Below are 25810 nucleotides of genomic sequence, written 5' to 3' on the forward strand. Positions count from 1 at the left end.
CCTGAGCCCCCTGGCCCTCCTCACGGCCATGACCATGCTCACGGCAGTCGTCATCCTCGCTGCTCCAGCAAAGGCGGCCCCACCCACATGGCGCTGGCCCCTGGACGGCAATCCGCGCATCCTGCGCCGCTTCGCCCCACCCCCCGCACCATGGCTGGCCGGACACCGAGGGGTAGACCTCGCCGCCCCCGCCGAAGTCCCCGTCCTCGCGGCAGGCCCAGGCACCATCCGCTACGCAGGCTCAGTAGGCGGAAGGGGAGTCGTCACCATCGACCACCCAGGCGGCCTCCGCACGACGTACCTACCGGTCACGGCCTCGGTGAAGCCGGGGCAGCCGATCACCATGGGCGACCCCTTGGGAGTCGTACAGGCGATCCAAGGCCACTGCCAGGAGTCATGCCTGCACTGGGGCCTCCTCCAGAGCTCCCGCTACCTGGACCCCCTGCTCCTCCTGGGTCGCGCCCTGATCCGCCTCCTCCCCCTCTGGCCCACCCCCGCCAACCCCCTGATCACCCCGCTCCCGCACCCCCTCACCCACCCCAACTCCTCGCAAGCCACCCTCATCCCACCCTCCGAAGGCTCTGACCTCATCACCTCACCACCCCCACTCACGACTGTCGGGCTCCCCAACCTGTCCACCACCTTCCCCCGCCCGAATCTGTCCGCCCTCCTACGCCCGTACCTGTCTGCTCCTCTACGCCCGTACCTGCCTAACCCCCGGTACTCGCCCCCGCCTGCCGCCCATCTCCTGCCTCCACCCGCGCTCCTCGTCCCATTGCCGCCCAGCCTGCTCACGGTTTCTCAGCCCCAACCCCCACCCTCCAAGCCCCAAGCCCCGCCCCCATCTGCCATCTCTCCACCCCTTCAGGCACTGACCCCCTCAAACCAGCGGTCCCAGCCCTCCGCCATCACCCCCGAAACCACAACCTCCACCCCCCAGACAACCCCCGGCAAGCGCCCCCTCCACCCCGCATCAGCCCCAACACCGAATCGGCAGCACACCCCCGCCACACCCCTCTCCTCCGTCATCCAGCTACTGACACATGCGGCCTCCACCCCCACAGCCCCAGCAATCGGATTGGGCACTCTGCTCGGAGTCGCTCTCCTGATCACAGCCCTGCGCCGCCACCGCCGCCCCCGCAAGAAGCCCCTCAGCCCAAGACGAGGCCAGCACCGCAAACCCCAAAAACCAGAAGGAGCCCACAAACGCCGCAACGCCCCTAACAGCGCTCCCTGACAGCGCCCCTGTGTGTCCCCTGCGCCCTCTCAAGGCCCACCGCCACGAGCACCGATCTCGAAACCCACAAGTAGGCGAGCAACCCCTCACACCAAGAGCCCCAGCACTCGCTCTGAGCCCCCTCAGGCGTTCACTTTGAGCAGGCCATGACGCTAATCCTCAGCGCAGCCCGCACCTGACCGACAAGCCCCACGGGACACGCAAGGGCATCTGCACCGGGCCAAGCCCGGCTACCAACGGCTCCCCCGCGCCCAACCGCAAGACCGCAAGGCCGCAAGTTATGGAGCCACCAACCCACCATGAGTTGCACAGCCAAAGAGCCGGCCATCAACCGTTACAGGTGAACAGCCAGGGCTCGGGGCTGAGCCCACAGCCAAGCCGGCGCTCACCCCACCAGCCGCTTGGCCATTGCTCCCAAAGCCCGAAACGCTTCTCTACGACTGAAGAGGAGTCGCCTTCGGCAAGTGCAGCCCCACGCCCTCTCCCCCCTGAAGGCAATGCACCTCGCCCACGCCCACGCCCAAGCAGCGACCACCATCAACCCTCTGCTCCCCACAACCCAGACACCACTCCCTGTGCCGTCCAGCTCACGGGCCCTCGCGCAGCAGCGCTCCTCGACAGACGACCTTCGTCACTGTGAGCCTCAACGCTGTCGTCGCGCCTTCATGACCTCCCGCTTACGCGGCCTGCGACGCCCATACCTCGCGTTCCTGTGGTCGTCCCCTACGCCACGACGCCCCATTGGGCAGCTGCATCAGGTCCCCGCATCTCCCCACTACGTGCCACAGCAACAGCGCTCCTCGGCCCGGTAGTCACCGCTACCTCGCGCCGCCAGGGCCTCACATCCGCGCCCTCGTGCCGCTCCAGAGCCTCGCCGCCCGACACAACGGTGATCTCGTCCCTTGTGGTCTTCACGCCCAACCTTCCGACGGCCCTGCCTCCGGAAGGCCGGGTTTTCCGTACGGCGGTGTTTCCCAGCGCCTGTGTCTCTGCTCGGCCCCTGCCTTTGCAGCCCGTGCGTCGGCGTTCCAAGGCTCTTGGGCCGTCTGTCTCCTGAGAGGGGCGGAAATGGGAGTGATCAGGAAGAGGGGTGGCGCTGAGGCTTGGGTCAGGCTCTTGGGTGGGCTTGGCGGTAGGCGGTGCGGAGGCGATCGATCGAGACGTGGGTGTAGATCTGGGTTGTGTTGAGGGAGGCATGGCCGAGTAGTTCCTGGACGCTTCGAAGGTCCGCACCTCCTTCGAGCAGGTGCGTTGCCGCGGTGTGTCTCAGGCCGTGCGGGCCCATGTCGGGGGTGCCCTCGGTCTCGGCCAGTCGCGCGTGCACCACCCGTCGTACGGTGCCCGCGTCGATCCGGCCGCCGCGTACTCCGAGGAAGAGGGCCGGCCCGGAACGTTCTCGGACCCAGATCGGGCGTCCGTTGATGCACCACCGGTCCAGCGCTCGGAGCGCCGGAATCCCGAACGGTACCGAACGCTCCTTACGGCCCTTGCCCAGCACCCGTATGACGTGCCGGTCCCGGTCCACGTCGTCGACGTCGAGCGCGCACAGTTCGCCCACCCGCACGCCCGTGGCGTAGAGGAGCTCCAGGATGGCCTGATCTCGGAGGTCCTTGGGGTCGCCGGTGGAGGGAGGCGCGTTCAGGACGGTCTGTGCCTGCTTCTGGTCAAGTACGGCGGGCAACGGGCGCGGGGCCTTGGCGCTGCCGAGCAATAGGCCCGGATCGCCGGCCAGCCAGCCACGCCGATGGCAGTACGCGGTGAACGTACGGACACATGCGGTCCTGCGTGCCAACGTTGCCCGCGCCTTTCCCGCGCCGTGCTGGTCGGCCAGCCATGCTCGCAATTCGCCGATGTCCAGACCTTCAAGCCGGCCGTTCAGTTGATCGAGGAGGGCGGTGACGTCGGAGAGATAGGCACGAACGGTGTGCGGGGACAGATCTCGCTCGAACCTCAGGTATCTCTCGAACTCGGCGAGGATCTCATAGGCATTCAGGTCGTCGTTCGAGTCGCCGGGCGCACTGTCGTTCACGTTCAGGTTGTCGTTCAAGGCTTCATCCACCGTCCCCACGCGCAGGTCTCCGTCGCATTGCGGTGCCCGCGCCGTCCGCATGTCGGGTCGTCGTCATCCGCGTCTTGCACAGGTGATGTCGCCACTGCCCGGCGCTGCCCCTTCGACGTCTCGTGATCCTTCCCTCACCATCTCACCTCATGACCTTGTCACTTGGTCCGCATGTGCCCCGAGGTGGCCGCGAATTCTTGCGGGTGAGGTGGGGGCAGGGAATCGTCTTCCGAAGGCGGGGGTGGGTCCGTGGCTGGGGCTTCGTTCGCGGGAGGTGGGTCCAGGGCGATGGATTCGGGGGCTTTCAGGTAGCTGACGGTGGTCTTGCGGAGGCGCCAGCCGCCTGCCGTTCGTTCGATGTAGCCGGCGGCGGCCAGGCCGCCCAGGGCGCTCAGCGTGATCTCCATGCTGACGCCCGCCGACACCGCTATAGACGCGGGGCCCGCGCCGCCTCGGTTGGGGATGGCGTCCAGGACTCGCTTGGTGGATTCGCTGAGGCGGTCACGGGCGACGACGGGCGTCCTGGGTTGTGCGGCCAGGTCGTCGCCCATGACGCCGACGAGCTCGATCATCTCCTCCGGGGTGGTCACGCACACTGCCTTGCGTTCGCGCAGCAGTTTGTGGCAGCCGGCTGACAGGGCGGACGTGGTGGGGCCCGGTACGGCACCCAGATGCCTGTTGAGGGAGAGCGCGTGACCGGCGGTGTTCAGGGCGCCGCTGCGCAGGGCTGCCTCCACTACGGCTGTTCCTCGGGTGAGGGCGGCTATGAGGCGGTTCCTGATCAGGAAGCGGGCTCGGGTGGGATGGACGCCGGGTGGGCATTCGCTGATCACGACACCCTGGTCGCGGGCCCGGGCGAACAGGTCCTGGTGGCCACTGGGATAGCAGACGTCCACTCCGCAGGCCAGTACGACCACCGTGGGCGAGTCGGCCAGCAGAGCACCCTTGTGAGCCGCGCCATCGACCCCGTACGCGCCGCCGGACACGACGGACCAGCCTGCTTCGCTGAGGCCGATGCCGAAGCCGGCCGCGATGTGCAGCCCGTACTGGGTGGCGGCTCGTGCTCCTACGACGGCCACGGATTTGAGGCAGGCGAAGCGGAGGTCGGCGGTACCGTGCAGCCAGAGGCCGAGGGGACGGCTCGGGCCGAGGTCGTCCAGCTGGGTGGGCCATTCGGCGTCGCCCGGGATGATGAGCCTGGCCCCGGCCTGCGCTCCGGCTTCCAGGTCGGCGGCCGGTTTCGACGCCGCCAGGCGGACGAACCAGGCGTTCAGCCTGCCGGACAGATCGCACGGGCGTTCCTGCCGGGCCTCCTGAGCGATGAAGGCCGGCGGCAGGGTGCGCTCGCGGATCGCCTCCACCGCGCCGAGGGCGCCCAGGTGCCTCACCAGGCGGCCCATGGCGGTGTCGCCCACGTCAGCGGCTCGCATGAGAGCCGCGCGCGCCTCACGTTCCGAACTGGTCACAGGGCCTCCTGGTGATCTTCATGGGGACGGACGACCGGCCTGCAGGCAGGCCAGCCTGTACGGGCTGAGCGGGGATCACGGCCTTACCCCCAGCCAGAAGCCGAGGGCGGCGGCGGTCTCGTCCTCTTCGGGGCGCGCCTTGCCGGCGAGGTCGGCGAGGGTCCAGGCGACGCGGAGGGCCCGGTCGAGGCCGCGGGCGGTGAGTGAGCCCGAGTCGAGGCAGGAGGTCATGGGCTGCATGGCCGCGTCGGACGGGCGGTAGTCGGCGTGGAGGACTGAGGAGGGGATCTCGGCGTTCGTCCGCCAGGGGGTGTCGGCGAGGCGTTTGACGGCACGTTCGCGGGCCAGCAGGACCCGCTCTGCCACCGTCTTGCTGGATTCGACGAAATGCCGGTCGGCCAGCAGCTCACGCCGGGACGACCGGGCGACGGTCACCTTCATGTCGATGCGGTCGAGAAGAGGGCCGGAGAGCCTGCCCAGGTATCGGCGTCTGGTGGTGGGCGAACAGCGGCAGGTGGCGGCGGCTTGGTCGTCGGCCTGGGCACAGGGGCACGGGTTGGCGGCCAGGACCAGCATGAACCGGGCGGGGAACGTGACCGAGGCCGCGGATCTGGACACGGTGACGCGCCCCGACTCCAGCGGCTGCCGCAGCGAGTCGAGGACGTGACGGGGGAACTCGGGAGCCTCGTCCATGAACAACAGACCCCTGTGCGCGAGGGAGACGGCCCCCGGACGGACGAACGTGCTGCCGCCACCGATGATCGCGGCAGCGGTCGCCGTGTGATGAGGGCTGACGAACGGCGGACGATTGATCATGGGACTGTCGGGCGGCAGCAGTCCCGCGACCGAGTGGATGGCCGTGACCTCCAAGGCATGGTCGAGCTCCAGGTCCGGCAGGAGGGTGGGAAGGCGTTCGGCCAGGAGGGTCTTGCCGGTGCCGGGCGGGCCCACCATCCACAGGTTGTGGCCGCCGGCCGCGCAGACTTCGAGCGCTCGGCGGGCCACGGGCTGGCCGACGACATCCGCCAGATCGACGGCGGGCCGGGAGGTGGGCTCGGGTGCCTCGACGCGGGCATCGATCTCGGGTTGGGGTGGATCGTCGCCTTTGCGTAGCCACTCCACCAACTGGCGCAGATCGGCCACCGGGATCACCTTCACGTCGGGGACCAGGCCGGCTTCGCCCGAGTTCCCCGACGGGACGATGACCGTGGCCTCTCCGTGCGCTGCCGCGGCACCGAGGATGGACGGGAGCACGCCGCGTACGGGCCTGATGCGGCCGTCGAGGCCGAGCTCGCCGAGGAAGAACGGCTCGGCGATGCGCTCGGGCGGGACGACCCCCGCGGCCCCCAGGATGGCCATGGCGATGGCCAGGTCGAACTGGGAACCGCGCTTGGGCAGGCTGGCAGGGAAGAGGCTGACGGTGATGCGGGCGTCCGGCCACGGATAGCTGCTGTTGACCACCGCGGAACGCACCCGGTCGCGGGCCTCGCTGAGCGCCGTGTCGGGGAGGCCGATGAGGTGGATGCCGGCCAGGCCGTTGCCCACGTCAGCCTCCACCTCGACGCTGCGGCCGCTCACTCCGACCAGCGCCACGCTGCGGGTACGGGCCACGGCCATCTAGATCGCCCCCCGTATGTGGCGCAGGGCGAAGTTGCCCGCGAAGCGCTCCAGGGCGATCACGTCGATGCGTACGGCGCCGAAGGAGCGGGACTGCGCGGACAGCCATTTGGCGGCCAGCATGCGGAGTCGCGCCAGCTTGGCGCGGTTCACGGACTCCAGGGCTGTGCCGTGGGATCTGCTCGATCGGGTCTTGACCTCGACGACCACCAGGATCTGGCCGTCCACGGCGATGATGTCGATCTCACCTCTGCGGCAACGCCAGTTGCGTTCGAGGATCGTCATCCCCTTAGCTTCCAGGTAGATCGCGGCTAGATCTTCGCCTTGCTTGCCGAGCTCGTCTTTGGGGGCCATGCGCCGCCTCCGTCCGTCTGTTCGCCGGTTGTTCGGTGACCGACCTTGGCGGATGACGGAGGCATCGGAGGGAGGCGAACGGGATTCTGGGGATGGGTGGCGGAGGGTGGGCCGGGGTTGTGGATAGCCGCGGGCGCAGTGGGTTTGAGGCCTTGTTGAAGTGGAAGTCCGGCTGGTCGAGGGGGGCGATGACGTGCTGCGCGAAGAGGGCGTGGCGCCCGCACGCCTGCGTAGACGCGGCTCTGAGCCAAGCCCTAGGACGAGGCGAGGCGTCGTCCTGAGGCCGCTTGCAGGTGCTCTGCCTGAGAGGGGCAGAGGGGGCGAGGCTGAGCGGAGCGGGGCAGCCGAGAATGGCCGCACGACTGACACGCCAGATCACGCACTCGCCACCGCGAGCCGGCACTGGCGGCCGCGGGGAGCACGGGCAGCTCGCAGGGAGCATGGGCGGCTCGCAGGGGGCATGGGCAGCTCCCGGGAGGCCGCGAGGGGCATGGGCGGCTCCTGGGGGGCACGGGCAGCTCGCGGGCGACCGCGGGAGGCACGGGCGGCTCCCGGACGGCACGTGGCAGCAGCGGGCCACCACGGTCGTCCTGCGGCCCAGCAAGCCTGATCGGGGGCTGCCGCATGGGGCCCCACAGGTCTAGTCAACGCCCAGTTCGCCCGCCCCAGACGCCACGCCACGCCACGCCACGCCACGCCACGCCACGCCACGCCGACGATCGTGACCGCATGACGACGTCACCGGTATTGGTTTGCCTTGTGCGAGCGAGGTCGCACTGTTCTACGTCATGAGCCGCCGACCGTCTTTGGGCCGCGATGTCACGGATTTGCGAGATTCGACTGGTGACCGCCCAGGACGAGCTGGGAAGGCGACAAGCCCCTCGGTGCCCGCATAGGCGAAGGCGCGGTGTCCGAGAAGGGACTCGCGCGGACAACGCGCGAGGAAGCGCGCCGCACGACACCGCACGACACCGCCTGTTGCCCTACGCGAGCGAGCCCGCTCAGGTCGCACGTGAACGGACGCAGGTCGCACGTAATCGGACGCAGGTCGCACCTGAACGAACGCGCACGCGAACGGACGAACGAGCGAACGGCCAACCAGCATCGGCCCGTACGTCCCCCCGAACCTCGACGTACCCAGCAGATGAAACGGGTCGCGGTCCCGCCGCAGGGCGGCCGGGTCAGATGCCGTCGTCGCCCCCCGCGGCGCCGGCATCCCCCTCCTCCTACCCGGAGAACCCTTCCTTGGGCATCTCCAGGTCGGCCTTGGCCAGCTCTTCCACGTTCACATCCTTGAACGTGACCACCCGCACGTTCTTCACGAACCGCGCCGGCCGGTACATGTCCCACACCCAGGCGTCCTGCATCTTCACGTCGAAGAAGACGTCGCCGTTCTCCGCGGTACGGACGTCGAGGTCGACCGAGTTGGTCAGGTAGAACCGACGCTCGGTCTCCACGACGTATGTGAACAACCCGACGACATCACGGTATTCGCGGTAAAGCTGCAGCTCCATCTCGGTTTCGTATTTTTCGAGATCCTCTGCGCTCATCGCGGTCCTCCTGTCGTACCGGTCCCCCGGTTCGCCTGCTCAGGCAACCCCGGCCCCCATTTCATTTTCACCCATCCCCCTGGCCACCGTGACGAAGGAGTAACGGTGTTCGGGGCACGGGCCATGTCTCTCCAGTGCCAAACGATGTCCTGGCGTGACATACCCCTTGTGCTCGGCGAAACCGTACTGAGGGAATCTTCGATCCAGCTCGACCATCAGGCGGTCCCTCGTCACCTTGGCCACGATCGACGCGGCCGCCACGCAGGCGGCCACCTGGTCCCCCTTCCACACCGCCAGGGACGGCGCCGGCAGGCCGGGCACCGGGAAGCCGTCCGTGAGGATGTACTCCGGGTCACAGGGCAACCGCGCGACGGCCCGCCGCATTCCTGACACATTGCTCTTGTGCAGGCCCCTGGCGTCGATCTCGGCGGCCGGGATCACCACGACACCCACGTGGGCGGTGGCCAGGATGCGATCGTACAGACGCTCGCGCACCGGCGCTGACAGCAGCTTGGAGTCGCCGAGGCCGTTGACCTCCTTGCGCAGGACGACGGCGGCGACGACCAGCGGACCGGCGCAGGCGCCGCGGCCCGCCTCGTCGACCCCGGCGATCGGGGTCAGCCCACGGCGGGCCAGCGCCCGCTCATAGGCGTAGAGTCCGGAATCGCGCCGGACGACGCTCGGTCGAGGGCGGAACGCAACTGTCATGACACTGGCAGCGTACGCCCCATTCGCCGCAAACCGCGACCGAAAGCCCCCTACTTGACCTTGTCGAAAGTCTCGGGCGTGGAGAACAGGTAGCCGCGCGACAGCGGCCAGTAGCGGACGACCGCCTTGCCGATCACGTCGTCGACGGAGATGAAGCCGCCGCCGGGCTCGTCCATGTGGGCGCGCGAGTCGGCCGAGGCGGTGCGGTGGTCGCCCATCAGCCACAACTTGCCCGCCGGGACGGTGACGCTGAACTTGTCGCCGCCGCCGAAGTCACCGGGGTAGAGGTAGGACTCCTCGTCGAGGGGGGTGCCGTTGACGCTGATGCGGTGCTTGGAGTCGCAGCAGACCACCTTGTCGCCGCCGACGCCGATGACGCGCTTGATGGTGTCCTCGCCGGTACGCCAGCCCTTGAACACCACGATGTCGCCGCGCGCGGGATCGCCCGCCAGCTTGTTGACGAACACCCGGTCGTTGATCAGCAGGGTGTTCTCCATCGACTCCGACGGGATGTAGAACGACCCGATCACGAACGCCTGCAGCAGCAGCGCGATGCCCACGCCGAGCACGAGCAGCAGGACGGTCTCCCGGAAGCCGCCCTTCTTCTTCTCTTTGGCCACGCCCTCCGCCTTCTTGGTGACGGCCATCAGCGCTTCCTCCCCAACCGGCGCCGACGAACCAGGACCAAGGGTACGGCCAGCCCGAACCCGGCCACCAGCGGTACGGACTCGCCAAGTGCCTGAAGTGCGGGCTGCGCGAACGTGTCGGGTATGGACAACACTCCCGCCCGGTTGAACGGCCAGACGATCACGAAGGCCCGGCCGATGACCTGACCTTCGGGGATCGAGCCGCCGCCCTGGTCACCGGTGTGCGAGCGCGAGTCGAGCGAGACGGAACGATGATCACCCATCACCCACAGCCGGTCGGGCGGCACGGTGATGTCGAAGAACCTGTCGGACGGCACGTTGCCCGGGTAGAGGTAGCTCTCCTCGTCGATGGCCGTGCCGTTGACCGTGATGCGCCCCTTGGAGTCACAACACTTGACGTGGTCGCCGCCGACGCCGATGACCCGCTTGATGTAGTCCTTCTCGCCCGGCACGACGCCGAACGCCGTGCCCACCCAGCGGAAGAAGGCCGCGATCGGGTTGGACGGCTCCTCCATCTCGAACTCGCCGTCCCAGGAGTCGACGCCGGAGAAGACCACGACGTCGCCGCGCTCGATGTCACGGGTGTGGTAGACGAGCTTGTTGACCAGGACCCTGTCGTTCTTGAGCAGGGTGTTCTCCATGGACTCCGACGGAATGTAGAAGGCCTGGATCACGAACGTCTTGATGATCAGGGCCAGCACGAGGGCCACAACAACAAGAACGGGCAGTTCTTTCCAGAACGACCCCTTCTTCTCCTTGTCGCCCTTTGCCGGCTTCTGAGTCTCTTCGGCGACCACGTCCACCTCGTCCTCGACAGGGCGGCGCGAAGCGCCGTACTCCTGGTCCTCGCTAGTCATCGCTGACGAGCCTAGATGATGGAACGGCTCGACAAGCCTCGACCGACGTTACACCCATGCGCGAGTCGTTCCACATAAAGGAAATGGCCCCGCAAAGCCGAAAAGCCCGTGCGGTGCACGGGCCTTTCGGTAAAGACTTGGGCTACTTCGCGGGGGTCGCCTCACGCTTCTCGCGGATGCGGGCGGCCTTGCCGCGCAGGTCGCGCATGTAGTAGAGCTTGGCGCGACGCACGTCACCGCGGGTCACGAGCACGATCTTCTCGATGACCGGGCTGTGCACCGGGAAGGTGCGCTCGACGCCGACGCCGTAGCTGACCTTGCGGACCGTGAAGGTCTCGCGGGCGCCGCTGCCCTGCCGCCGCAGCACGAACCCCTTGAAGACCTGGATACGGGAGCGGTTGCCTTCGACGACTCGTACGTGGACCTCGAGCGTGTCACCGGGGCGGAACGCCGGGACGTCGCTGCGCAGGGTCGCCTGCTCGAGCTCCTGGATCTTCGTGTGCATGAGAGCTGTCCTCAAGTCCTCGCGAGCACGCGGAGGTCCACCCGGCCGGAGCTCGCGGCGGACACGCTTGCTGATTTGATGAACCCGGGATCGTTTCCCGGGCATGGCGGACCAACCGTGTGACGGTTGGCAGCGATTCAGTTTGCCATATCTTCCGGCCGGACGCGAAACGAGAGCTCTTCGAGCAGCTTCCTGTCGTGCTTGTCGAGCGTCTCCGGGTCGAGCGCCGCCGCCAGTTCGGGCCGGTTCCGTACCGTACGCCGGAGCGCCTCGTCGCGTCGCCACCGGGCGACTTTTCCGTGATGTCCGGACAGCAGCACGGCGGGAACCTCGTGCCCCCGCCACACCGGCGGCTTGGTGTAGACCGGACCTTCCACCAGATTCTGCATCGAACCAGGTGCGAAGGAGTCGTCCACGGCGGACTGGGCGTTCCCCAGCACCCCGGGCAGCAGCCGGCCGACCGCCTCGACCATCACCAGCACCGCCACCTCGCCGCCGGCCAGCACGTAATCGCCGATGCTGACCTCGTCGACGCGCAGCCGGGAGCCGTACTCGGCCATGACCCGCGAGTCGATGCCCTCGTAACGCCCGCAGGCGAACAACAACCACGGCTCCGCGGCCAGCTCCTGGGCCAGCTCCTGGGTGAACGGCCGCCCGCTCGGCGTCGGCACGATCATCCGCGGCGCGCCGTCGCCGATCACCGAGTCGATGGCCTCGCCCCAGACCTCGGGCTTCATCACCATGCCGGGCCCGCCGCCGTACGGCGTGTCGTCGACGGTCCTGTGGACGTCGTGCGCCCAGTCGCGGAGCTGGTGGACCCGTACGTCGAGGGTGCCGCGCTCGCGCGCCTTGCCGATCAGGGAGACGTCGAGCGGGGCGAAGTACTCGGGAAAGATGGACAGGATGTCGAGGCGCATCACAGCAGGCCCTCTGGCGGGTCGACGATCAGGCGTCCGCCCGTCAGGTCGACCTCGGGCACCAGGGCCTTCACGAACGGGATGAGCGCGTCGTCCTGCCCGCGACGGCGTACGACCAGCAGGTCCTGGCCGTGGTGCAGAACGTCGGTGACCTCACCGACGGGCTCGCCCGACACGGTCTCCACCGCCAGCCCGACGAGCTGGTGGTCGTGGAACTCGTCCGGATCGTCGGACGGCTCCACCTCGGCGGAGTCGATCACCAGCATGGTGCCCCGCAGTTCCTCGGCCTGGTCACGACTGCCGAACCCCTCGAACGCGACCAGGAGCACGTCCTTGTGCCAGCGGCGACCCTCGATGACGAGCGGCCCTCTGCCCGCCGGGTCCGTCGCGATCGACAGGCCCTCGGCGAAGCGCAGCTCGGGATCGTCGGTGCGCACCTCCACGGTCACCTCACCGCGTACTCCGTGCGGACGACCTATCCGGCCGACGACCAGCTGCACGTGAACCCACCTTCTCCAACGCAAGCGCCCCCATCGGCCTTTCAGGACCGATGAGGGCGCGAATTCCTGACGCTAACGGACTGCTTCGTTCAGGTCGAGCAGGTCGACCCGTACGTACTTCCCGTCGGCCAGGGCGTTCACAACGGTGCGCAGCGCCTTGGCGGTGCGCCCGCCGCGTCCGATGACCTTGCCCAGGTCCTCGGGGTGCACCCGGACCTCCAGGACGCGCCCGCTGCGAATGCGGCGGGCACGGACCCGGACATCGTCGGGATGTTCGACGATGCCCTTAACGAGGTGCTCGAGAGCCTCCTCGAGCACGTCAGCCCTCGCCCTCGGTCGGGGTCTCGGCGGGGGCGGCCTCGGCTTCTTCCTTCTTCTTGGCACGCTTGGGCGCCGTGGTGGCGGCAGTGCCGGTGTCGCCACCGGACAGCGCCTCCTTGGCCGCGGCCTCGTAGAGGGCGTGCCTGTCGGGCGCGGGCTCGGCGACCAGCAGCGGCGCCGGGGCGGCCTCGCCCTTGAACTTCTGCCAGTCACCGGTGAGCTTGAGCAGCTTGAGCACCGGCTCGGTCGGCTGCGCGCCGACACCCAGCCAGTAGGCCGCACGCTCGGCGTTGACCTCGATGCGCGAAGGGTTTTCCTTCGGGTGGTACAGGCCGATCTCCTCGATCGCCCGGCCGTCACGCTTGGTGCGGCTGTCGGCGATGACGATTCGGTACTGAGCATTGCGGATCATGCCGAGCCGCTTGAGCTTGATCTTGACTGCCACTGGTGTGGTCTCTCCTGCATTCGAGCGTGGGTGAACGGCACCTCATCGAGTGGGGCACGATGAGACGACGCTCCAGGGACAGGCGCGGCCGGCGGGAGATGAGAGGGCACCCACCTGGTCACGATGTTCCAACATGTCATTCTGCCAGACCGCGGACACTGCCTTCGACCAGTACCGGCAGGCCGCGGCAAAGGCTCGGCAACGGCCGCGTGTCACCTCGCCCGACTTGATCAACTTCCCTGCGGAATGAGTGGGTGACCACCTTGACCAAGCCGCAGCTCACGCGCACGGGGCTGCTCACCGCCGGCGTATCCGTCCTGCTCACAGGGGCCTTGTTCGGGCTTACGGCCACCGCCGCGGCGGGCGAGTTCGCCAATTCCAACGGTATCGGCCTGACCATCACCGAAATCCCGGAGCTGGGCCAGCCCGGCTTCTCGGGCGTCTGGGGCACGGCCTCAGTGGGGCCCGATCCCGGCACCGACAACGGTGACTGGAGCGACCCGGACGGAGTCACCGAATTCGTCGATCTGGCCAACGAACAGCTCCAGGCGAGCGGCCTGGACGCGCCGGACGTATGGGAGGCCAGCGCCCAACTGGTCGTCAGCAGCCTCCAGCTCAACCCGGACGCCTCCCAGCCCCTGCTGATCACGGGCAACGTGGAGACACACGCGCGCTGCACGCCGCCGGCTCCGGCGATGGCGTCCGTACAGGCGGCGCCCGGGACCATCACGGTGCTCGGCGTACCCATCGAGCAGGGGACCACGCAGGTGCCCGCGACGGGGGCACAACTCGGGTACCCGGACGTGTCCTCCGGGACCCTGACGGTGGTCAGGACCGACACCGCCACGACGAACGACGCGACCTCCGCCGAGGCGGACATGCTGATCTCGATCTCCGCCCGCCTGCTGGACGATGAAGGCAACGTCGTCTACGAGGGCCCGCTGACCGATGTCACCATCGGCCGGGTCGAAGTCAACTGCGTCCCCAACCAACCCACCCCGACACCCACGCCAACCCCGACCCCGACGCCCACACCCACGCCTACTCTGACCCCGACACCCACGCCTACTCCGACACCGACACCAACACCGACCCCGACACCGACCCCGACGCCCACACCGACCCCGACACCCACGCCGACGCCGACTCCCACACCCACGCCTACTCCGACGCCCAGCCCGAGCCCGACACCCACACCTACGCCGACGCCGAGCCCTAGCCCGACGCACACGCCCAGCCCGACCCCGACCATCAGCCCGACGCCCAAGCCCACGCATGGCTGCACTCATCGGCCGCAGAAACCGCAGCACCCGCACGAGCACGGGCATCTATGGCCTCACTGCCCTTGGCCGCCTCACGGCTCGGACCACTACGGCGGCCCGAGCGGCCATGAAGGACCCGCCGACTACGTCGGCCCGTTCGGCCCTCTCGGTCCCTTCGGTCCGTATGGTCCGTATGGTCCGGGGCCTGTCGGCGACATGACGGATGGGGAGTTGCCGTTCGTCGGCCTGCCGATGCAGATGCCCGCGGCGATCGCCCCGAGGTGGTTCCTCACGGACCCCGCTCTGCAGTGGCTGCTGCTCTGCCGTTAGAACAGCCCGTACGGCTGGACACACGCGCCCGGTGACCGAACACGGTCCCGGGCGCGCGCCTTTTCGCAGTGGTAAGAGCCTGACCGAGGACGACGCCTCCGGTGCGGGGCCGACGAAGGGTCCCTCAGGAAGGGCGGGGGCGAGTGAGAGCGCCCGCCCTTACCGCCTACTTCTGGCCCGGCAGCTTCAGCTTCGACGGGTCGAAACCCGGGGGCAGTTCGAGGCCGGGCGGGAGCTTGCCGCCCAGGTTGCCCAGCACTCCCCCGGCCTTGGGCGCCTCGCCCTCGCCGTCGGGGGACGGGGACGCGGACTTCTCCAGGGCCGCCTTGCGCGGGTCGCCGCTCACGCGCCGCCCCTTCTTGGCCTTCTTCTGGGCCTTGGACGCCTTCCCGCGCCCGCCGGGCATGCCCGGGATGCCCATCCCCCCGGCCACGCGCTTCATCATCTTCTGTGCCTCGAAGAAGCGGGTGACGAGGTTGCTCACGGCGCTGACCGTGACGCCGGAACCGGCGGCGATGCGGGCGCGGCGGGAGCCGTTGATGATCTTCGGGTCCTGCCGCTCACCGGGGGTCATCGAGCGGATGATGGCGGCGATGCGGTCGAGGTCGCGGTCGTCGATGGAGTTGAGCTGGTCACGCATCTGGCCCATGCCGGGCATCATGCCGAGCAGGTTCTTGATGGGGCCCATCTTCTGGACCATCATCATCTGCTCGAGGAAGTCGTCGAGCGTGAAGTTCTCGCCAGAGGTGAGCTTGCCCGCCATCTTGGCGGCCTGATCCTCGTCGAACGTCTTCTGCGCCTGCTCGATCAGGGTGAGGATGTCACCCATGTCGAGGATGCGAGAGGCCATCCGGTCGGGGTGGAAGGCGTCGAAGTCTTCCAGCTTCTCGCCCGTGGAGGCGAACATGATCGGGCGGCCGGTGATGTGCCGCACCGACAGCGCGGCGCCGCCTCGGGCGTCGCCGTCGAGCTTGGTCAGCACGACGCCGTCGAAGCCGACGCCCTCCATGAACGCCTGCGCCGTCGTGACGGCGTCCTGGCCGATCATGGCGTCGACCACGAACAGGGTCTCGTCGGGGCGGACCGCGTCGCGGATGTCGGCGGCCTGCTTCATCATCTCCTGGTCGATGCCCAGGCGGCCCGCGGTGTCGATGATGACGATGTCGTGGTTGAGCCGCCGGGCCTCGTCGATGGAGCGGCGGGACACCTCGACCGGGTCGCCGACGCCGCTGCCGGGCTCGGGCGCGTAGACGGCGACCTGGGCGCGTTCGCCCACGACCTGGAGCTGCTGCACGGCGTTGGGCCGCTGGAGGTCGGCGGCCACCAGCATGGGCGCGTGGCCCTGCTCGCGCAGCCACCGGGCCAGCTTGCCGGCCAGGGTGGTCTTACCGGCACCCTGGAGACCCGCGAGCATGACGACGGTCGGAGCGGTCTTGGCGAAGCGGAGCCTGCGCGTCTCGCCGCCGAGGATCTCGATCAGCTCGTCATTGACGATCTTGACGACCTGCTGCGCCGGGTTGAGCGCCTGGGAGACCTCGGCGCCGCGGGCGCGCTCCTTGACCTGGGCGACGAACGCCTTGACCACCGGGAGCGCGACATCGGCCTCGAGCAGGGCGATGCGGATCTCGCGGGTGGTGGCGTCGATGTCGGCATCGGACAGCCGACCCTTGGATCGGAGGGAGGAGAAGACCGATGTCAGCCGGTCGGAAAGCGTCTCGAACACGTGGTTGGCCAGTCCTCGAAGCGAATGTACGTCTAAGACTTCAGCCTATCCGCTCTCCTAGCCGCTCCAGCCTGGCACGGCCATCCGGACCGTCAACGCGTGCTCGACGAGGTTGATCAGAGCGCTTTTGACCGAGTCCTTCTGGCGGGCGTCGAGGCGTACCAGAGGGATGTGGGGGGCCAGCGTGAGGGCGTCGCGGACCTCGGTGTCGCTGTGGCCGTACTGGCCGTCCCAGCCGTTGATCCCCACGATGAAGGGCAGTTGCGCCTCTTCGAAATAGTCGATCGCGGGGAAGCTGTCGGCCAGGCGGCGGGTGTCCACCAGGACCACGGCGCCGATGGCGCCGCGTACGAGGTCGTCCCACATGAACCAGAACCGGTGCTGTCCGGGCGTGCCGAACAGATAGAGGATCAGGTCGCGGTCGAGCGAGACGCGGCCGAAGTCCATGGCGACGGTCGTGGTCGACTTCAGCGGCGTCATGCCCAGGTCGTCGATCCCCGCGGAGGCGTCGGTCATGACGGCCTCCGTGGTGAGCGGCATGATCTCCGAGACGGCGCCGACGAACGTCGTCTTGCCGACGCCGAAGCCACCGGCCACCACGATCTTCGTCGAGGTCAGACCGGGGCTAGAGCCTGCGAAGTCCACTGAGCACCCTTTCCAGCAGGTTGACGTCCGGCCTACCCGCGTCCAGCTGCGGCTGGTGCACCCGCACCAGGCCCTCGGCCGCCATATCAGCGATCAGAACACGCACCACACCGAGCGGGATCCGCAGCAGCGCCGACACCTCGGCGACCGACCGGACCTGACGGCAGAGCTGGCTGATCGCCTTGTACTCGGGAGTGATGTGGGAGAACTCCCGGTGTTCGGCGGTCGCCGACGAGACCAGGGCCTCCATGGCCAGCTTGACCTTGGGCGCGGTACGCCCGCCCGTCACCGCGTACGGGCGTACCGGCGACGCCGGGTCCGAGCTGGTCGGCGGCTGGGGCTCCCAACCACCGCTGTTCCAGGAATCCGTCACCTACATCACCTGGTCTGGCTGGCGCGCAGTTCGGCACGCACAGCCGGGGTCAGCACCTGACCGGCGCGATCCACCATCAGAGTCATCTGGTACGCCACCAGTCCCATGTCACAGTCGGGAGCCGCCAGCACCGCCAGACACGAGCCATCACTGATCGACATGATCAGCATCAGCCCGCGCTGCATCTCCACGATCGTCTGATTGACCGCACCACCCTCGAACACCCTGGCCGCACCCTGCGTCAGACTCACCAGTCCCGACGCGATCGCAGCCAGCTGATCAGCCCGGTCAGCCGGAAAACCCGACGAGGCCGCAAGCGGCAACCCGTCGGATGACACGACCACCGCGTGCGCGACCCCCGGGACGGTACTGACGAAGTCGGTGATTAACCAGTCCACCCCGCGTGCCGCGTGGCTCAGGTCATTCACGCGCCCTCCTCCCTACTGTCGTTCCTAGGGCCGGACTGGTATGTCCTGCCCTCGCTGATGTCGTCACGCGCTGCTCTGAAGCCCTGCTGGAAGCTCGACAGCCTGCTGCGCACCCGGTCCGGGGAGACCGACGGCATGGGGGCCACGCCCTTGGGCGCGGACGCCGTGTCGGCCGAGCCGGGCACCAGGTTGGCCTTGGGCACCCGCTTGGGCAGCCCGGCGGCCGTCGAACCGTCGCGTACGGGCTCCACCACGCCGGCCGCCGCGCTCCACCCGGCGTCGGCCTTGGCCGAACCCCAGGTGGCGCTGGTCTCGCCATGGTCGAACCAGGCCGATTCCACCGAGGCGAAGATCGGCAGGTATTCGTCCCCGGCGGAGGCGGGCTTGACCACGGGGATCGGGCCGGTGGCCGCGGACTCGGTCTCGGGGTAGTCGTACTCGGGGGCCGGCAGCGGCGTCTCCTGCGGCGGCGACCAGGCGCGGGGCTCCTCGGGGAGCAGGCCGCGCTGCGGCGGCGCGTGTTCCCCGGTCACCGGCCCGCGCGAGGACACCCAGACATCGGATGACGAGTCGGGCAGCCAGTCGGAGCCGGTGCTCGTCGACTCCGTCGAGGGCCACTGCGGCATCGAAGGAGGCATTGAGGACTGCATCGACGAGGGCAGGGACGACGGCAGCGACGGCCACGACCCGCCGGACGGCGGCTCGGACGGGTACGACGGGTAGGACGGATGCCCGGGGGCGAGCCCGAACCCGGAACCCGGCCACTGCTGGGCGCCCGTGGCGGGCTGGGAGGTGGCGAAGGCGTCCTCGCGGGCGCTCCCGGCGGCGGCGTTGCCGCCCGCCCCGGCGACCGCGGCCGGCTGCGCGCCGAGCAGCGACTCGGGGATCAGGACCATGGCGGTCAGGCCGCCGGAGCCGTGCGGGCGCAGCTGGACCCGGATGCCGTGCCGGTGGGCCAGCCTGGCGACCACGAACAGGCCCATGCGGCGGGAGACCGAAACGTCCACGGTGGGGGCGTCGGTCAGGCGCTCGTTGGCCTGGACCAGTTCCTCGCCGGTCATGCCGATGCCGGAGTCGCTGATGGAGAGCATGATCCCGCCGCCGTCGATCCTGCTGCCGGAGACGGGGACACGGGTCTCGCGCGGGGAGAACGACAACGCGTTCTCGATCAGCTCGGCCAGCAGGTGGATGACGTCGTTGACGGCCTGGCCGGCGATGGAGACACCCTCGGGGACCTCCAGGACGACGCGCTCGTAGTTCTCGACCTCCGACAGGGAGGCTCGGGCGACGTCCACCAGCTTGACCGGCTGGCTCCAGCGGCGCGGCGGGTCCTGACCGGCCAGAACCAGCAGGTTCTCACTGTTACGCCGCATACGAGTGGCCAGGTGGTCCAGCTTGAACAGGTTCCCGAGCCGCTGCTCGTCCTGCTCGCCCTGCTCCAGACCGTCGATCAGGGTGATCTGCCGTTCGACCAGCGTCTGACTGCGGCGCGACAGGTTCACGAACATCGCGTTGACGTTGGAGCGGAGCCTGGACTCCTCACCGGCCAGTCGTACGGCCTCGCGGTGGACCTCGTCGAAGGCGCGGGCGACTTCTCCGATCTCGTCCTTGGAGTTGACCTCGATCGGCGGGACCTGGAGCTGTTCGGGGGTGACGTCGGTGTTGCGGAGCTGCCTGACCAGGTCGGGCAGCGTCTGACCGGCGATCTTCAGGGCGTCGCCGCGCAGGCGGCGCAGCGGGCGTACCAGCGAGCCGGCCATCAGGGCGGTGATCGCGAGGACCAGGACGAGCAGACCGGCCACGATGCCGATGTTGATCGCGGCGAGCTGCCGGTCGCTGCTGGCGATGTCGGCGCTTCGGGTGGCGATCTGTTCCGACAACGACTTCTGCACGGCGTGCAGGCGCTCGACGGTCTCGGTGATGGACTGGAACCACTGGTCGGTGTCGTCGGTGGTGGAGGTGTCGAGCCGGCGCAGCGACTGGCTGGCGTTGTGCAGCAGGACGGCGCGGCCGGCGTAGAACTCAGCCCGGCCGATCTTCAGGCTGGCGACGGTGTTGTCGTAGAACTGGCGCTGCTCGGGCGTGGCGACGGCGCGGAAGGAGTCGCGCTCGCTGGCGCGGCGCGACCGGGCGTCGAGGAAGGCGTTGTACTCGGGTTCCTCGAACGTGCCTCTGATCAGCGCGCTGGTCAGCAGGCCGCGCTGCTTGGACGCCTCCTCCTCGGCGCGGGCCACCGCGCGCAGGGCGGCGCTGGTGGCGATGATCTCCTCGTCCGTGGAACCCTGGCCCAGCTCGTCGTAGAGCTGCAGCAGCTCGGCGATGGCCTCGGAGTACTTCTCGCTGGTGGGCAGCGCCGGGAGCTTGGTCTCGGCGACCGTCTTGCGCATCGAGGGGATCTGGGTGAGCCGGATCCGGATGTGGTCGAGGGACTTCTTGCCGATGTCGGACAGGGACGCTTCAGTCTTCTTCGCCACGTCCAGCGTGCTGGCGATGCGCTTGTCCACGATCTCGTGCTGGCTCTTCAGCCGCTGCGCGTCGGAGGAGCGGCGGTCGGTGGCGACGAAGCGGGTGGCCAGGTCGCGTTCGAGTCCGAGGTCGCGCGAGAGTTCGCCGAGCTGTGCGACCAGGGTCCCCACATCGCTGATGTCCTGGTACTGCTGGGCGCTGCCGATCGACGTGGTGACCCGCAGGGCGCCGAGGATGACGGCGACGACCGTGGGAATGGCGATGAGGGCGATGAGGCGGGTACGTACACGCCAGTTGCGCAGCGCGAACGGGCTGCCCGCCTTGGGCGTGCGGGCTTTCGGCGCCTCGCCGCCCGCGGTCTTTTCCGGGACGTCCGGAGCCCTGCCACGACCGGGTCCGGTCGTTGTTGTCCTCACTGGTGGCAACCTCTCGCCATGGCCTGCTTCAGGGGGAATCAGCGGCTTCGTCACACGGACGAGTGATCGCAGGCAAGTTCGAGGCCCAATTTGAGCACAAACCTCATACTTAGGCCAACGTTTCGATGGTTTTCAACCGTTCCAAGTGCCACTCCTTTCACGTCGCATGCCAACGCACACGGAGCGCAACCACCGCACCAATCCGGACATATCACCATCAAACGTCATTAATCTCCAGATTTACATCTATAACGCTGGATTTGTCATATTTTCTAGATAAACCTGCACATACGCGGCATAGCGCTGTAGATCCGATCTCTGCTCCGGTACGCTTCACGCCCGGCAACCCAAGCCGATCTCCGGAACTTCCCCTGGTAGGAGAACCCCCCATGACACGCACCATGCGCGGTCACGCCATTGTCGTCGGCGTGGCTCTGGCGCTCACCCTTGCAGGCTGCGGCGGAGGCGGCGAGACCGCTAACACATCCGCCGGCGGCAAGGGCCTGGAGAAGACCACCATCAAGGTCGGCGCCCTCCCGGTGCCCGACGCCGTGTCGGTCTATCTCGCCAACGCGAAGGGCTTCTTCAAGGAAGAGGGACTGACGGTCGAACCGGTCACCATCACCGGTGGCGCGGCGGCGTTGCCGCAGATCCAGAGCGGCGCCCTCGACATCTCCCAGACGAACTACGTCTCGACCTTCCTCGCGGTGAGCCAGGGCAAGAAGATCAAGCTGGTCGCGGACATGTACCAGGCCGCGCCGAACACGTTCAACATCATGGTGCCCAAGGACTCCCCGATCAAGACGGTGGCGGACCTCAAGGGCAAGACGATCTTCGTCAACAACCTCAACAACATCGCCACCCTGGCCGCGGAGACGCAGCTCAAGGTCGCCGGTCTCACCAAGGACGACGTCAAGTTCGCCGAGAAGCCGTTCCCGGAGCAGGGCAACGCGATCAACTCCGGGCAGGCCGACGCGGGCTGGATGACCGAGCCCTTCATCACCGCCAACCAGAGCGTCTTCGGCTTCCGCAAGCTGGCCGACACCATGACCGGTCAGACGGAGGACTTCCCCATCGCCGGCTGGATGGCCACCGAGGACTGGGTGCAGAAGTACCCGAAGACGCTGGCCGCCTTCCAGCGGGCCATCGCCAAGGCGCAGCAGCTCGCCTCCAGTGACCGCAAGGCGATCGAGGAGGCGCTGCCGAAGTACACCAAGATCGACGCCAAGACGGCCTCGGTGATCACGCTCGGCACGTACCCGAGCGAGCTGAACGAGAACCGCCTGCAGAAGGTCGCCGACCTCATGCTGGAGTACAAGTACCTCACCAGCCCGGTCGACGTGAAGTCGGTCATCGCCGCGCCCGCGAGCTGATGAACGTCGCGCGTCTGCTCCGCGGCGCCGTCGGCGCCGCGGGGTTCCTCATCGCCGGGGAACTGGTCGTCCGCTTCGTGCTGAGCGACGACGTGGCCTTCCCGGCACCCTCCAAGATCCTGTACGAAGCCGCCCTCCTCCTCGCCGACCCGGTGTTCGTGGAGGGCGTGGCCACCACCCTCACGAACTGGGTGCTCGGCCTGCTGGCCGCCATCGTCGTGGCCGTGCCGCTGGGTGTGCTGCTGGGCGCGGTGGCGCCGGTGGAGCGGGCACTGCGGCCGCTGCTGGAGTTCATGCGCCCGATCCCGTCGGTGGCGATCATCCCGCTGGCGATCCTGCTGATCCCGGTGGACGGCCTGATGAAGATCTCGGTCATCGTGTACGCGTCCATGTGGCCGATCCTGATCAACACCCTGTACGGCATGCACGACGTGGACCCGCTGGCCAAGGAGTCGCTGCGCAGCTTCGGCTTCGGCCGGCTCGCCGTGCTCGCCCGGGTCAGCCTGCCGAGCGCCGCCCCGTTCGTCGCGACCGGCATCAGGATCGCGGCCGGCATCGCGCTGGTCCTCGCGGTCAGCGCCGAGCTGCTGGCCGGCGGCGCGGCCGGGATCGGCGTCTACACGATCCAGGCGGGCAGCGGCAACCGGATGGACCTGATCATGGCGGCGACGTTCTGGGCCGGGGCGTTCGGGGTGTTCGCGAACTTCGTCCTGCTGGTCGGCGAGCGGCGGCTGTTCCACTGGCACCGGGTGCGGGCGGGAGCGGCGGACTCGTGAGGCGACTGCTCAAGCTCTGGCTCGTGCCCGTGGTGCTCGTCGTCTGGGAGCTGCTCGGACGCCTCCTCGACGACGGCGACTTCCCGCCGCCGACCACCATCGTCACCAGCATGTACGAGATGTGGTTCTCCGGACCCGTCTCCCACGTGTTCCTCACCGAGGACGCGATCGGCAACGTCCTGCCCAGCCTCGCCCGCATGTTCAGCGGCTGGATCCTGGCCTCGCTGCTCGGGGTGCTGCTCGGCGTGGCACTCGGCCGTTCCAGGGTGGCCACCGACTACGTGGACGCGCTGTTCGAGTTCGGCCGGGCGGTCCCGCCGCCACTGCTGCTCCCGCTGTTCGTCGTGCTGTTCGCCGGCACCAAGTACGCGACGCTGAGCATGCAGCTGGCCACGATCGTGTTCGGTGTGATCTGGCCGGTGCTGCTCAACACGATCGAGGGCGTCCGGGCCGTCGACCGTACCTATACCGAGACCGCCACCGTGTTCGGCCTGTCGAAGGCGCAGCGGCTGCGGGTGGTCGTCCTGCCCGCCGCCTCGCCGAAGATCTTCGCCGGGCTGCGGTTGAGCCTGTCGCTCGCGCTGATCCTCATGGTGATCTCCGAGCTGTTCGGCAGCACCGACGGCATCGGCTACCAGCTCCTTCAGGCCCAGCGCAGCTTCGACGGGGCCGGCGTGTGGGCGACGATCGCACTGCTCGGCATCCTCGGCTACCTGGTGAACTCGCTGTTCGTGCTGGCCGAGCGCCGCCTGCTGGTCTGGCACAGGCAAGCCAACCGCAACGTATGACTCTGGAAGGACCCCATGCCCCACTCGGATGACCTCCTTTGGGGGGCCGTGGCCGACATCTCGCGCTTCGCCGCTCTGCTGACCATGGCGGAGCTCGGCCTGGCCGACCATCTCGCGCACGGTCCCTTAAGCACCTCCGACCTGGCCGCCCGGTGCGACGCCGACGCCCCCAGGCTCCGCCGCGTCCTGCGGGAACTGGCCGGCATGGGCGTCGTACGCGGCGCGGGGCCGGACGCGTACGACCTGACCGAGCGCGGCACCGCGCTGCGCTCGGACGTGCCCGACTCGGTGCGCTCGTCGATCCGCATGCTCGGCGAAGAGGGTTTCTGGCACGCCATGGGCAACCTGCCGGCCACCGTGCGGAACGGCGGCTCGGCCTTCGCCGCCCGCTACGGCCACCTGTACGAGTACCTGGCGGCGAACCCGGGCGCGGGCAAGCTGTTCGACGACTACATGACCGCCCGCGCCATCCCCTTCACCGAGGGCCTGGCCAAGCGGTACGACTTCCCCGACACCGCGACCATGGTGGACGTGGCCGGCGGCAAGGGCCACATCCTGGCCACGGTGCTGCACGCCAACCCGGACATGCGCGGCATCCTGTTCGACCTGGAGCACGTGGCCGACCGGGCCAGGGAGCTGCTGGCCGCCGAGGGCCTGGCCGAGCGGAGCGAGGTCGTCACCGGCGACTTCTTCGCCGGGGTGCCGGCCGGCGGCGACGTCTACCTGCTGGCCAGCGTCCTGCACAACTGGGACGACGACGACGCGGTGACGATCCTGCGCAACGTCCGCCGGGCCATGGACCCCGGTGGGCGCGTCCTGGTGCTGGAGGTGGTGCTGCCCGACGACGAGGCGCCGCACCTGGGCAAGGACATCGACATGCGCATGCTGGCCATCTTCGACGGCGGCACGGAGCGCAGCCGGGAGGAGTACGCGGCCCTGCTCGACCGGGCGGACCTGCGGCTGGCCGAGGTCGTCGAGCTGGGGGCGGGAGCCAGCCTCATCGAGGCACGACCCCGCTGAACCGTGCCTGCCGAGGCCGGGGCGGCGGCGTGGTTCAGCCGCCGCCGCTCCAGCCCGGCACCGCCATCCTGATCGACAGGGCGTGCTCGACCAGGTGGATCAGAGCGCTCTTGACGGAGTCCTTGGAACGGGCGTCGAGCCGTACGAGGGGGATGTGGGGGGCCAGCGTGAGGGCGTCGCGGACCTCGGCGTCGCTGTGCGGGTACTGGCCGTCCCAGCCGTTGACGCCCACCACGAACGGCAGTTGCGCCTCCTCGAAGTAGTCGAGCGCGGGAAAGCTGTCGGCCAGGCGGCGGGTGTCCACCAGCACGACCGCGCCGATCGCGCCGCGTACCAGGTCGTCCCACATGAACCAGAACCGGTGCTGGCCCGGCGTGCCGAACAGATAGAGGATCAGGTCACGGTCAAGGGAGACGCGGCCGAAGTCCATCGCGACGGTCGTCGTCGACTTCAGCGGCGTCATGCCCAGGTCGTCGATCCCCGCGGAGGCGTCGGTCATCACCGCCTCCGTGGTCAACGGCATGATCTCCGAGACCGCGCCGACGAACGTCGTCTTGCCCACCCCGAAACCGCCGGCCACCACGATCTTCGTCGAGGTCAGACCGGGGCTAGAGCCTGCGAAGTCCACTGAGCACCCTTTCGAGCAGATTAACGTCCGGCCTGCCGGCGTCCAGCTGTGGCTGATGCACGCGGACCAGGCCCTCGGCCGCCATGTCGGCGATCAGCACGCGCACCACGCCCAGCGGGATCCGCAGCAGCGCCGACACCTCGGCCACGGATCGAACCTGCCTGCACAGTTGGCTGATCGCCTGATACTCCGGTGTGATGTGCGAGAACTCCCGGTGCTCGGCGGTCGCCGACGACACCAGGGCCTCCATCGCGAGCTTGACCCTGGGGGCCGTCCGTCCGCCCGTCACCGCGTACGGGCGGACGGGCGAGGCGGGGTCGGGCTGCAACGGCGACTGGGGCTGGGGCCGAGGCGGGGGCGCCCAGCCGCCGCTGTTCCATCTCTGGTCCGTCACCTACA

26 protein-coding genes are annotated in these 25810 nt (G+C 68.7%); 6 read left to right on the forward strand and 20 right to left on the reverse strand.

Annotated elements, in window-relative coordinates; all coding sequences use genetic code 11:
- The first annotated feature begins 34 nt into the window (after window positions 1-34).
- On the forward strand, window positions 35-1237 hold the full coding sequence (locus IEZ27_RS55585; protein WP_379478613.1) for a M23 family metallopeptidase: 1203 nt from the start codon (window positions 35-37) through the stop codon (window positions 1235-1237).
- Window positions 1238-2345: 1108 nt separating this feature from the next.
- On the opposite strand, the gene IEZ27_RS20960 is transcribed toward IEZ27_RS55585, so the two are convergent.
- From IEZ27_RS20960 to rpsP, 13 genes are all read right to left on the reverse strand, one after another.
- Window positions 2346-3215: a tyrosine recombinase XerC gene (locus IEZ27_RS20960; RefSeq protein WP_446686165.1), complete on the reverse strand. Its 870-nt coding sequence runs from the start codon at window positions 3213-3215 to the stop codon at window positions 2346-2348.
- Window positions 3216-3454: 239 nt separating this feature from the next.
- Window positions 3455-4762: a DNA-processing protein DprA gene (dprA, locus tag IEZ27_RS20965; RefSeq protein ID WP_229824178.1), complete on the reverse strand. Its 1308-nt coding sequence runs from the start codon at window positions 4760-4762 to the stop codon at window positions 3455-3457.
- A 75-nt stretch (window positions 4763-4837) separates the two neighbouring features.
- Complete coding sequence (locus IEZ27_RS20970; protein ID WP_189648815.1) at window positions 4838-6379, reverse strand: YifB family Mg chelatase-like AAA ATPase; 1542 nt, start codon at window positions 6377-6379, stop codon at window positions 4838-4840.
- Window positions 6380-6733: a YraN family protein gene (locus IEZ27_RS20975; RefSeq protein ID WP_125631354.1), complete on the reverse strand. Its 354-nt coding sequence runs from the start codon at window positions 6731-6733 to the stop codon at window positions 6380-6382.
- A 1226-nt stretch (window positions 6734-7959) separates the two neighbouring features.
- Entirely contained in the window at window positions 7960-8283 is a 324-nt protein-coding gene (locus tag IEZ27_RS20980; protein ID WP_026215037.1) for a DUF2469 domain-containing protein, read from the reverse strand.
- A gap of 39 nt (window positions 8284-8322) precedes the next feature.
- Window positions 8323-8991, reverse strand: a complete 669-nt coding sequence (locus IEZ27_RS20985) for a ribonuclease HII (protein ID WP_125631356.1) — start codon at window positions 8989-8991, stop codon at window positions 8323-8325.
- 50 nt (window positions 8992-9041) lie between these two features.
- Window positions 9042-9638: a signal peptidase I gene (gene lepB, locus IEZ27_RS20990; protein WP_125631358.1), complete on the reverse strand. Its 597-nt coding sequence runs from the start codon at window positions 9636-9638 to the stop codon at window positions 9042-9044.
- A complete protein-coding gene (gene lepB, locus IEZ27_RS20995) occupies window positions 9638-10495 on the reverse strand; it encodes a signal peptidase I (RefSeq protein WP_189648816.1) in 858 nt (285 codons plus the stop codon). Before lepB (IEZ27_RS20995) ends, lepB (IEZ27_RS20990) begins: the two co-directional genes overlap by 1 nt.
- A gap of 142 nt (window positions 10496-10637) precedes the next feature.
- A complete protein-coding gene (gene rplS, locus IEZ27_RS21000) occupies window positions 10638-11000 on the reverse strand; it encodes a 50S ribosomal protein L19 (RefSeq protein WP_189648817.1) in 363 nt (120 codons plus the stop codon).
- Between the two features lie 137 nt (window positions 11001-11137).
- The gene (gene trmD, locus IEZ27_RS21005) at window positions 11138-11917 is read right to left on the reverse strand and encodes a tRNA (guanosine(37)-N1)-methyltransferase TrmD (protein WP_189648818.1); all 780 of its coding nucleotides are present in this window, start codon (window positions 11915-11917) and stop codon (window positions 11138-11140) included.
- Window positions 11917-12417: a ribosome maturation factor RimM gene (rimM, locus tag IEZ27_RS21010; RefSeq protein WP_125631366.1), complete on the reverse strand. Its 501-nt coding sequence runs from the start codon at window positions 12415-12417 to the stop codon at window positions 11917-11919. The genes trmD and rimM overlap by 1 nt, the downstream gene beginning before the upstream one ends.
- Before the next feature lie 72 nt (window positions 12418-12489).
- Window positions 12490-12735 carry an RNA-binding protein gene (locus IEZ27_RS21015; RefSeq protein WP_125631367.1) on the reverse strand — a complete coding sequence of 82 codons (246 nt, stop codon included), beginning with the start codon at window positions 12733-12735 and terminating at the stop codon, window positions 12490-12492.
- A gap of 1 nt (window position 12736) precedes the next feature.
- Window positions 12737-13183: a 30S ribosomal protein S16 gene (rpsP, locus tag IEZ27_RS21020; RefSeq protein WP_189648819.1), complete on the reverse strand. Its 447-nt coding sequence runs from the start codon at window positions 13181-13183 to the stop codon at window positions 12737-12739.
- Window positions 13184-13437: 254 nt separating this feature from the next.
- On the opposite strand from rpsP, the gene IEZ27_RS21025 reads away from it, so the two are divergent.
- Complete coding sequence (locus IEZ27_RS21025; RefSeq protein WP_189648820.1) at window positions 13438-14775, forward strand: hypothetical protein; 1338 nt, start codon at window positions 13438-13440, stop codon at window positions 14773-14775.
- A gap of 166 nt (window positions 14776-14941) precedes the next feature.
- Here the strand turns inward: IEZ27_RS21025 and ffh are convergent, their stop codons facing one another.
- From ffh to IEZ27_RS21050, 5 genes are read right to left on the reverse strand one after another with little or no spacing between them, the layout of a single operon-like run.
- On the reverse strand, window positions 14942-16498 hold the full coding sequence (gene ffh / locus IEZ27_RS21030; protein ID WP_189648821.1) for a signal recognition particle protein: 1557 nt from the start codon (window positions 16496-16498) through the stop codon (window positions 14942-14944).
- A 57-nt stretch (window positions 16499-16555) separates the two neighbouring features.
- Window positions 16556-17116 (reverse strand): GTP-binding protein, encoded by a 561-nt coding sequence (locus tag IEZ27_RS21035; RefSeq protein ID WP_125632592.1) that lies wholly within the window; start codon window positions 17114-17116, stop codon window positions 16556-16558.
- Window positions 17117-17123: 7 nt separating this feature from the next.
- Window positions 17124-17516, reverse strand: coding sequence for a DUF742 domain-containing protein (locus IEZ27_RS21040; RefSeq protein ID WP_125631373.1), 393 nt, complete (start codon window positions 17514-17516; stop codon window positions 17124-17126).
- 5 nt (window positions 17517-17521) lie between these two features.
- On the reverse strand, window positions 17522-17944 hold the full coding sequence (locus tag IEZ27_RS21045) for a roadblock/LC7 domain-containing protein (protein ID WP_020546542.1): 423 nt from the start codon (window positions 17942-17944) through the stop codon (window positions 17522-17524).
- Window positions 17941-20826: a sensor histidine kinase gene (locus IEZ27_RS21050; protein WP_189648822.1), complete on the reverse strand. Its 2886-nt coding sequence runs from the start codon at window positions 20824-20826 to the stop codon at window positions 17941-17943. Before IEZ27_RS21050 ends, IEZ27_RS21045 begins: the two co-directional genes overlap by 4 nt.
- Before the next feature lie 389 nt (window positions 20827-21215).
- Here IEZ27_RS21050 and IEZ27_RS21055 point away from each other — a divergent pair, with 389 nt between their 5' ends.
- The 4 genes from IEZ27_RS21055 to IEZ27_RS21070 are packed head-to-tail and all read left to right on the forward strand — an operon-like array spanning window position 21216 to window position 24783.
- Window positions 21216-22199, forward strand: a complete 984-nt coding sequence (locus tag IEZ27_RS21055; RefSeq protein WP_229824179.1) for an ABC transporter substrate-binding protein — start codon at window positions 21216-21218, stop codon at window positions 22197-22199.
- Window positions 22199-22975 (forward strand): ABC transporter permease, encoded by a 777-nt coding sequence (locus IEZ27_RS21060; RefSeq protein WP_189648823.1) that lies wholly within the window; start codon window positions 22199-22201, stop codon window positions 22973-22975. The genes IEZ27_RS21055 and IEZ27_RS21060 overlap by 1 nt, the downstream gene beginning before the upstream one ends.
- Window positions 22972-23763, forward strand: coding sequence for an ABC transporter permease (locus IEZ27_RS21065; protein WP_189648824.1), 792 nt, complete (start codon window positions 22972-22974; stop codon window positions 23761-23763). The genes IEZ27_RS21060 and IEZ27_RS21065 overlap by 4 nt, the downstream gene beginning before the upstream one ends.
- A gap of 15 nt (window positions 23764-23778) precedes the next feature.
- A complete protein-coding gene (locus IEZ27_RS21070) occupies window positions 23779-24783 on the forward strand; it encodes a methyltransferase (RefSeq protein ID WP_189648825.1) in 1005 nt (334 codons plus the stop codon).
- Window positions 24784-24817: 34 nt separating this feature from the next.
- Here IEZ27_RS21070 and IEZ27_RS21075 read toward each other — a convergent pair whose 3' ends face one another.
- The gene (locus IEZ27_RS21075) at window positions 24818-25384 is read right to left on the reverse strand and encodes a GTP-binding protein (RefSeq protein WP_125632596.1); all 567 of its coding nucleotides are present in this window, start codon (window positions 25382-25384) and stop codon (window positions 24818-24820) included.
- A gap of 7 nt (window positions 25385-25391) precedes the next feature.
- The gene (locus tag IEZ27_RS21080; protein ID WP_125632598.1) at window positions 25392-25739 is read right to left on the reverse strand and encodes a DUF742 domain-containing protein; all 348 of its coding nucleotides are present in this window, start codon (window positions 25737-25739) and stop codon (window positions 25392-25394) included.
- Window positions 25740-25810: the final 71 nt, after the last annotated feature.

This window comes from Nonomuraea spiralis (genome assembly GCF_014648435.1).
GTDB lineage: Bacteria > Actinomycetota > Actinomycetes > Streptosporangiales > Streptosporangiaceae > Nonomuraea > Nonomuraea spiralis.

Bases quoted from the DNA above. Each gene is read 5' to 3' on its own strand.
- IEZ27_RS20975 (WP_125631354.1), bottom strand. From the start codon at position 6,733: ATGGCCCCCAAAGACGAGCTCGGCAAGCAAGGCGAAGATCTAGCCGCG.
- lepB (WP_125631358.1), bottom strand. From the start codon at position 9,638: ATGGCCGTCACCAAGAAGGCGGAGGGCGTGGCCAAAGAGAAGAAGAAG.
- IEZ27_RS20985 (WP_125631356.1), bottom strand. From the start codon at position 8,991: ATGACAGTTGCGTTCCGCCCTCGACCGAGCGTCGTCCGGCGCGATTCC.
- rplS (WP_189648817.1), bottom strand. From the start codon at position 11,000: ATGCACACGAAGATCCAGGAGCTCGAGCAGGCGACCCTGCGCAGCGAC.
- lepB (WP_189648816.1), bottom strand. From the start codon at position 10,495: ATGACTAGCGAGGACCAGGAGTACGGCGCTTCGCGCCGCCCTGTCGAG.
- IEZ27_RS21055 (WP_229824179.1), top strand. From the start codon at position 21,216: ATGACACGCACCATGCGCGGTCACGCCATTGTCGTCGGCGTGGCTCTG.
- IEZ27_RS21060 (WP_189648823.1), top strand. From the start codon at position 22,199: ATGAACGTCGCGCGTCTGCTCCGCGGCGCCGTCGGCGCCGCGGGGTTC.
- IEZ27_RS20980 (WP_026215037.1), bottom strand. From the start codon at position 8,283: ATGAGCGCAGAGGATCTCGAAAAATACGAAACCGAGATGGAGCTGCAG.
- IEZ27_RS20970 (WP_189648815.1), bottom strand. From the start codon at position 6,379: ATGGCCGTGGCCCGTACCCGCAGCGTGGCGCTGGTCGGAGTGAGCGGC.
- IEZ27_RS55585 (WP_379478613.1), top strand. From the start codon at position 35: ATGCTCACGGCAGTCGTCATCCTCGCTGCTCCAGCAAAGGCGGCCCCA.
- IEZ27_RS21070 (WP_189648825.1), top strand. From the start codon at position 23,779: ATGCCCCACTCGGATGACCTCCTTTGGGGGGCCGTGGCCGACATCTCG.
- trmD (WP_189648818.1), bottom strand. From the start codon at position 11,917: ATGCGCCTCGACATCCTGTCCATCTTTCCCGAGTACTTCGCCCCGCTC.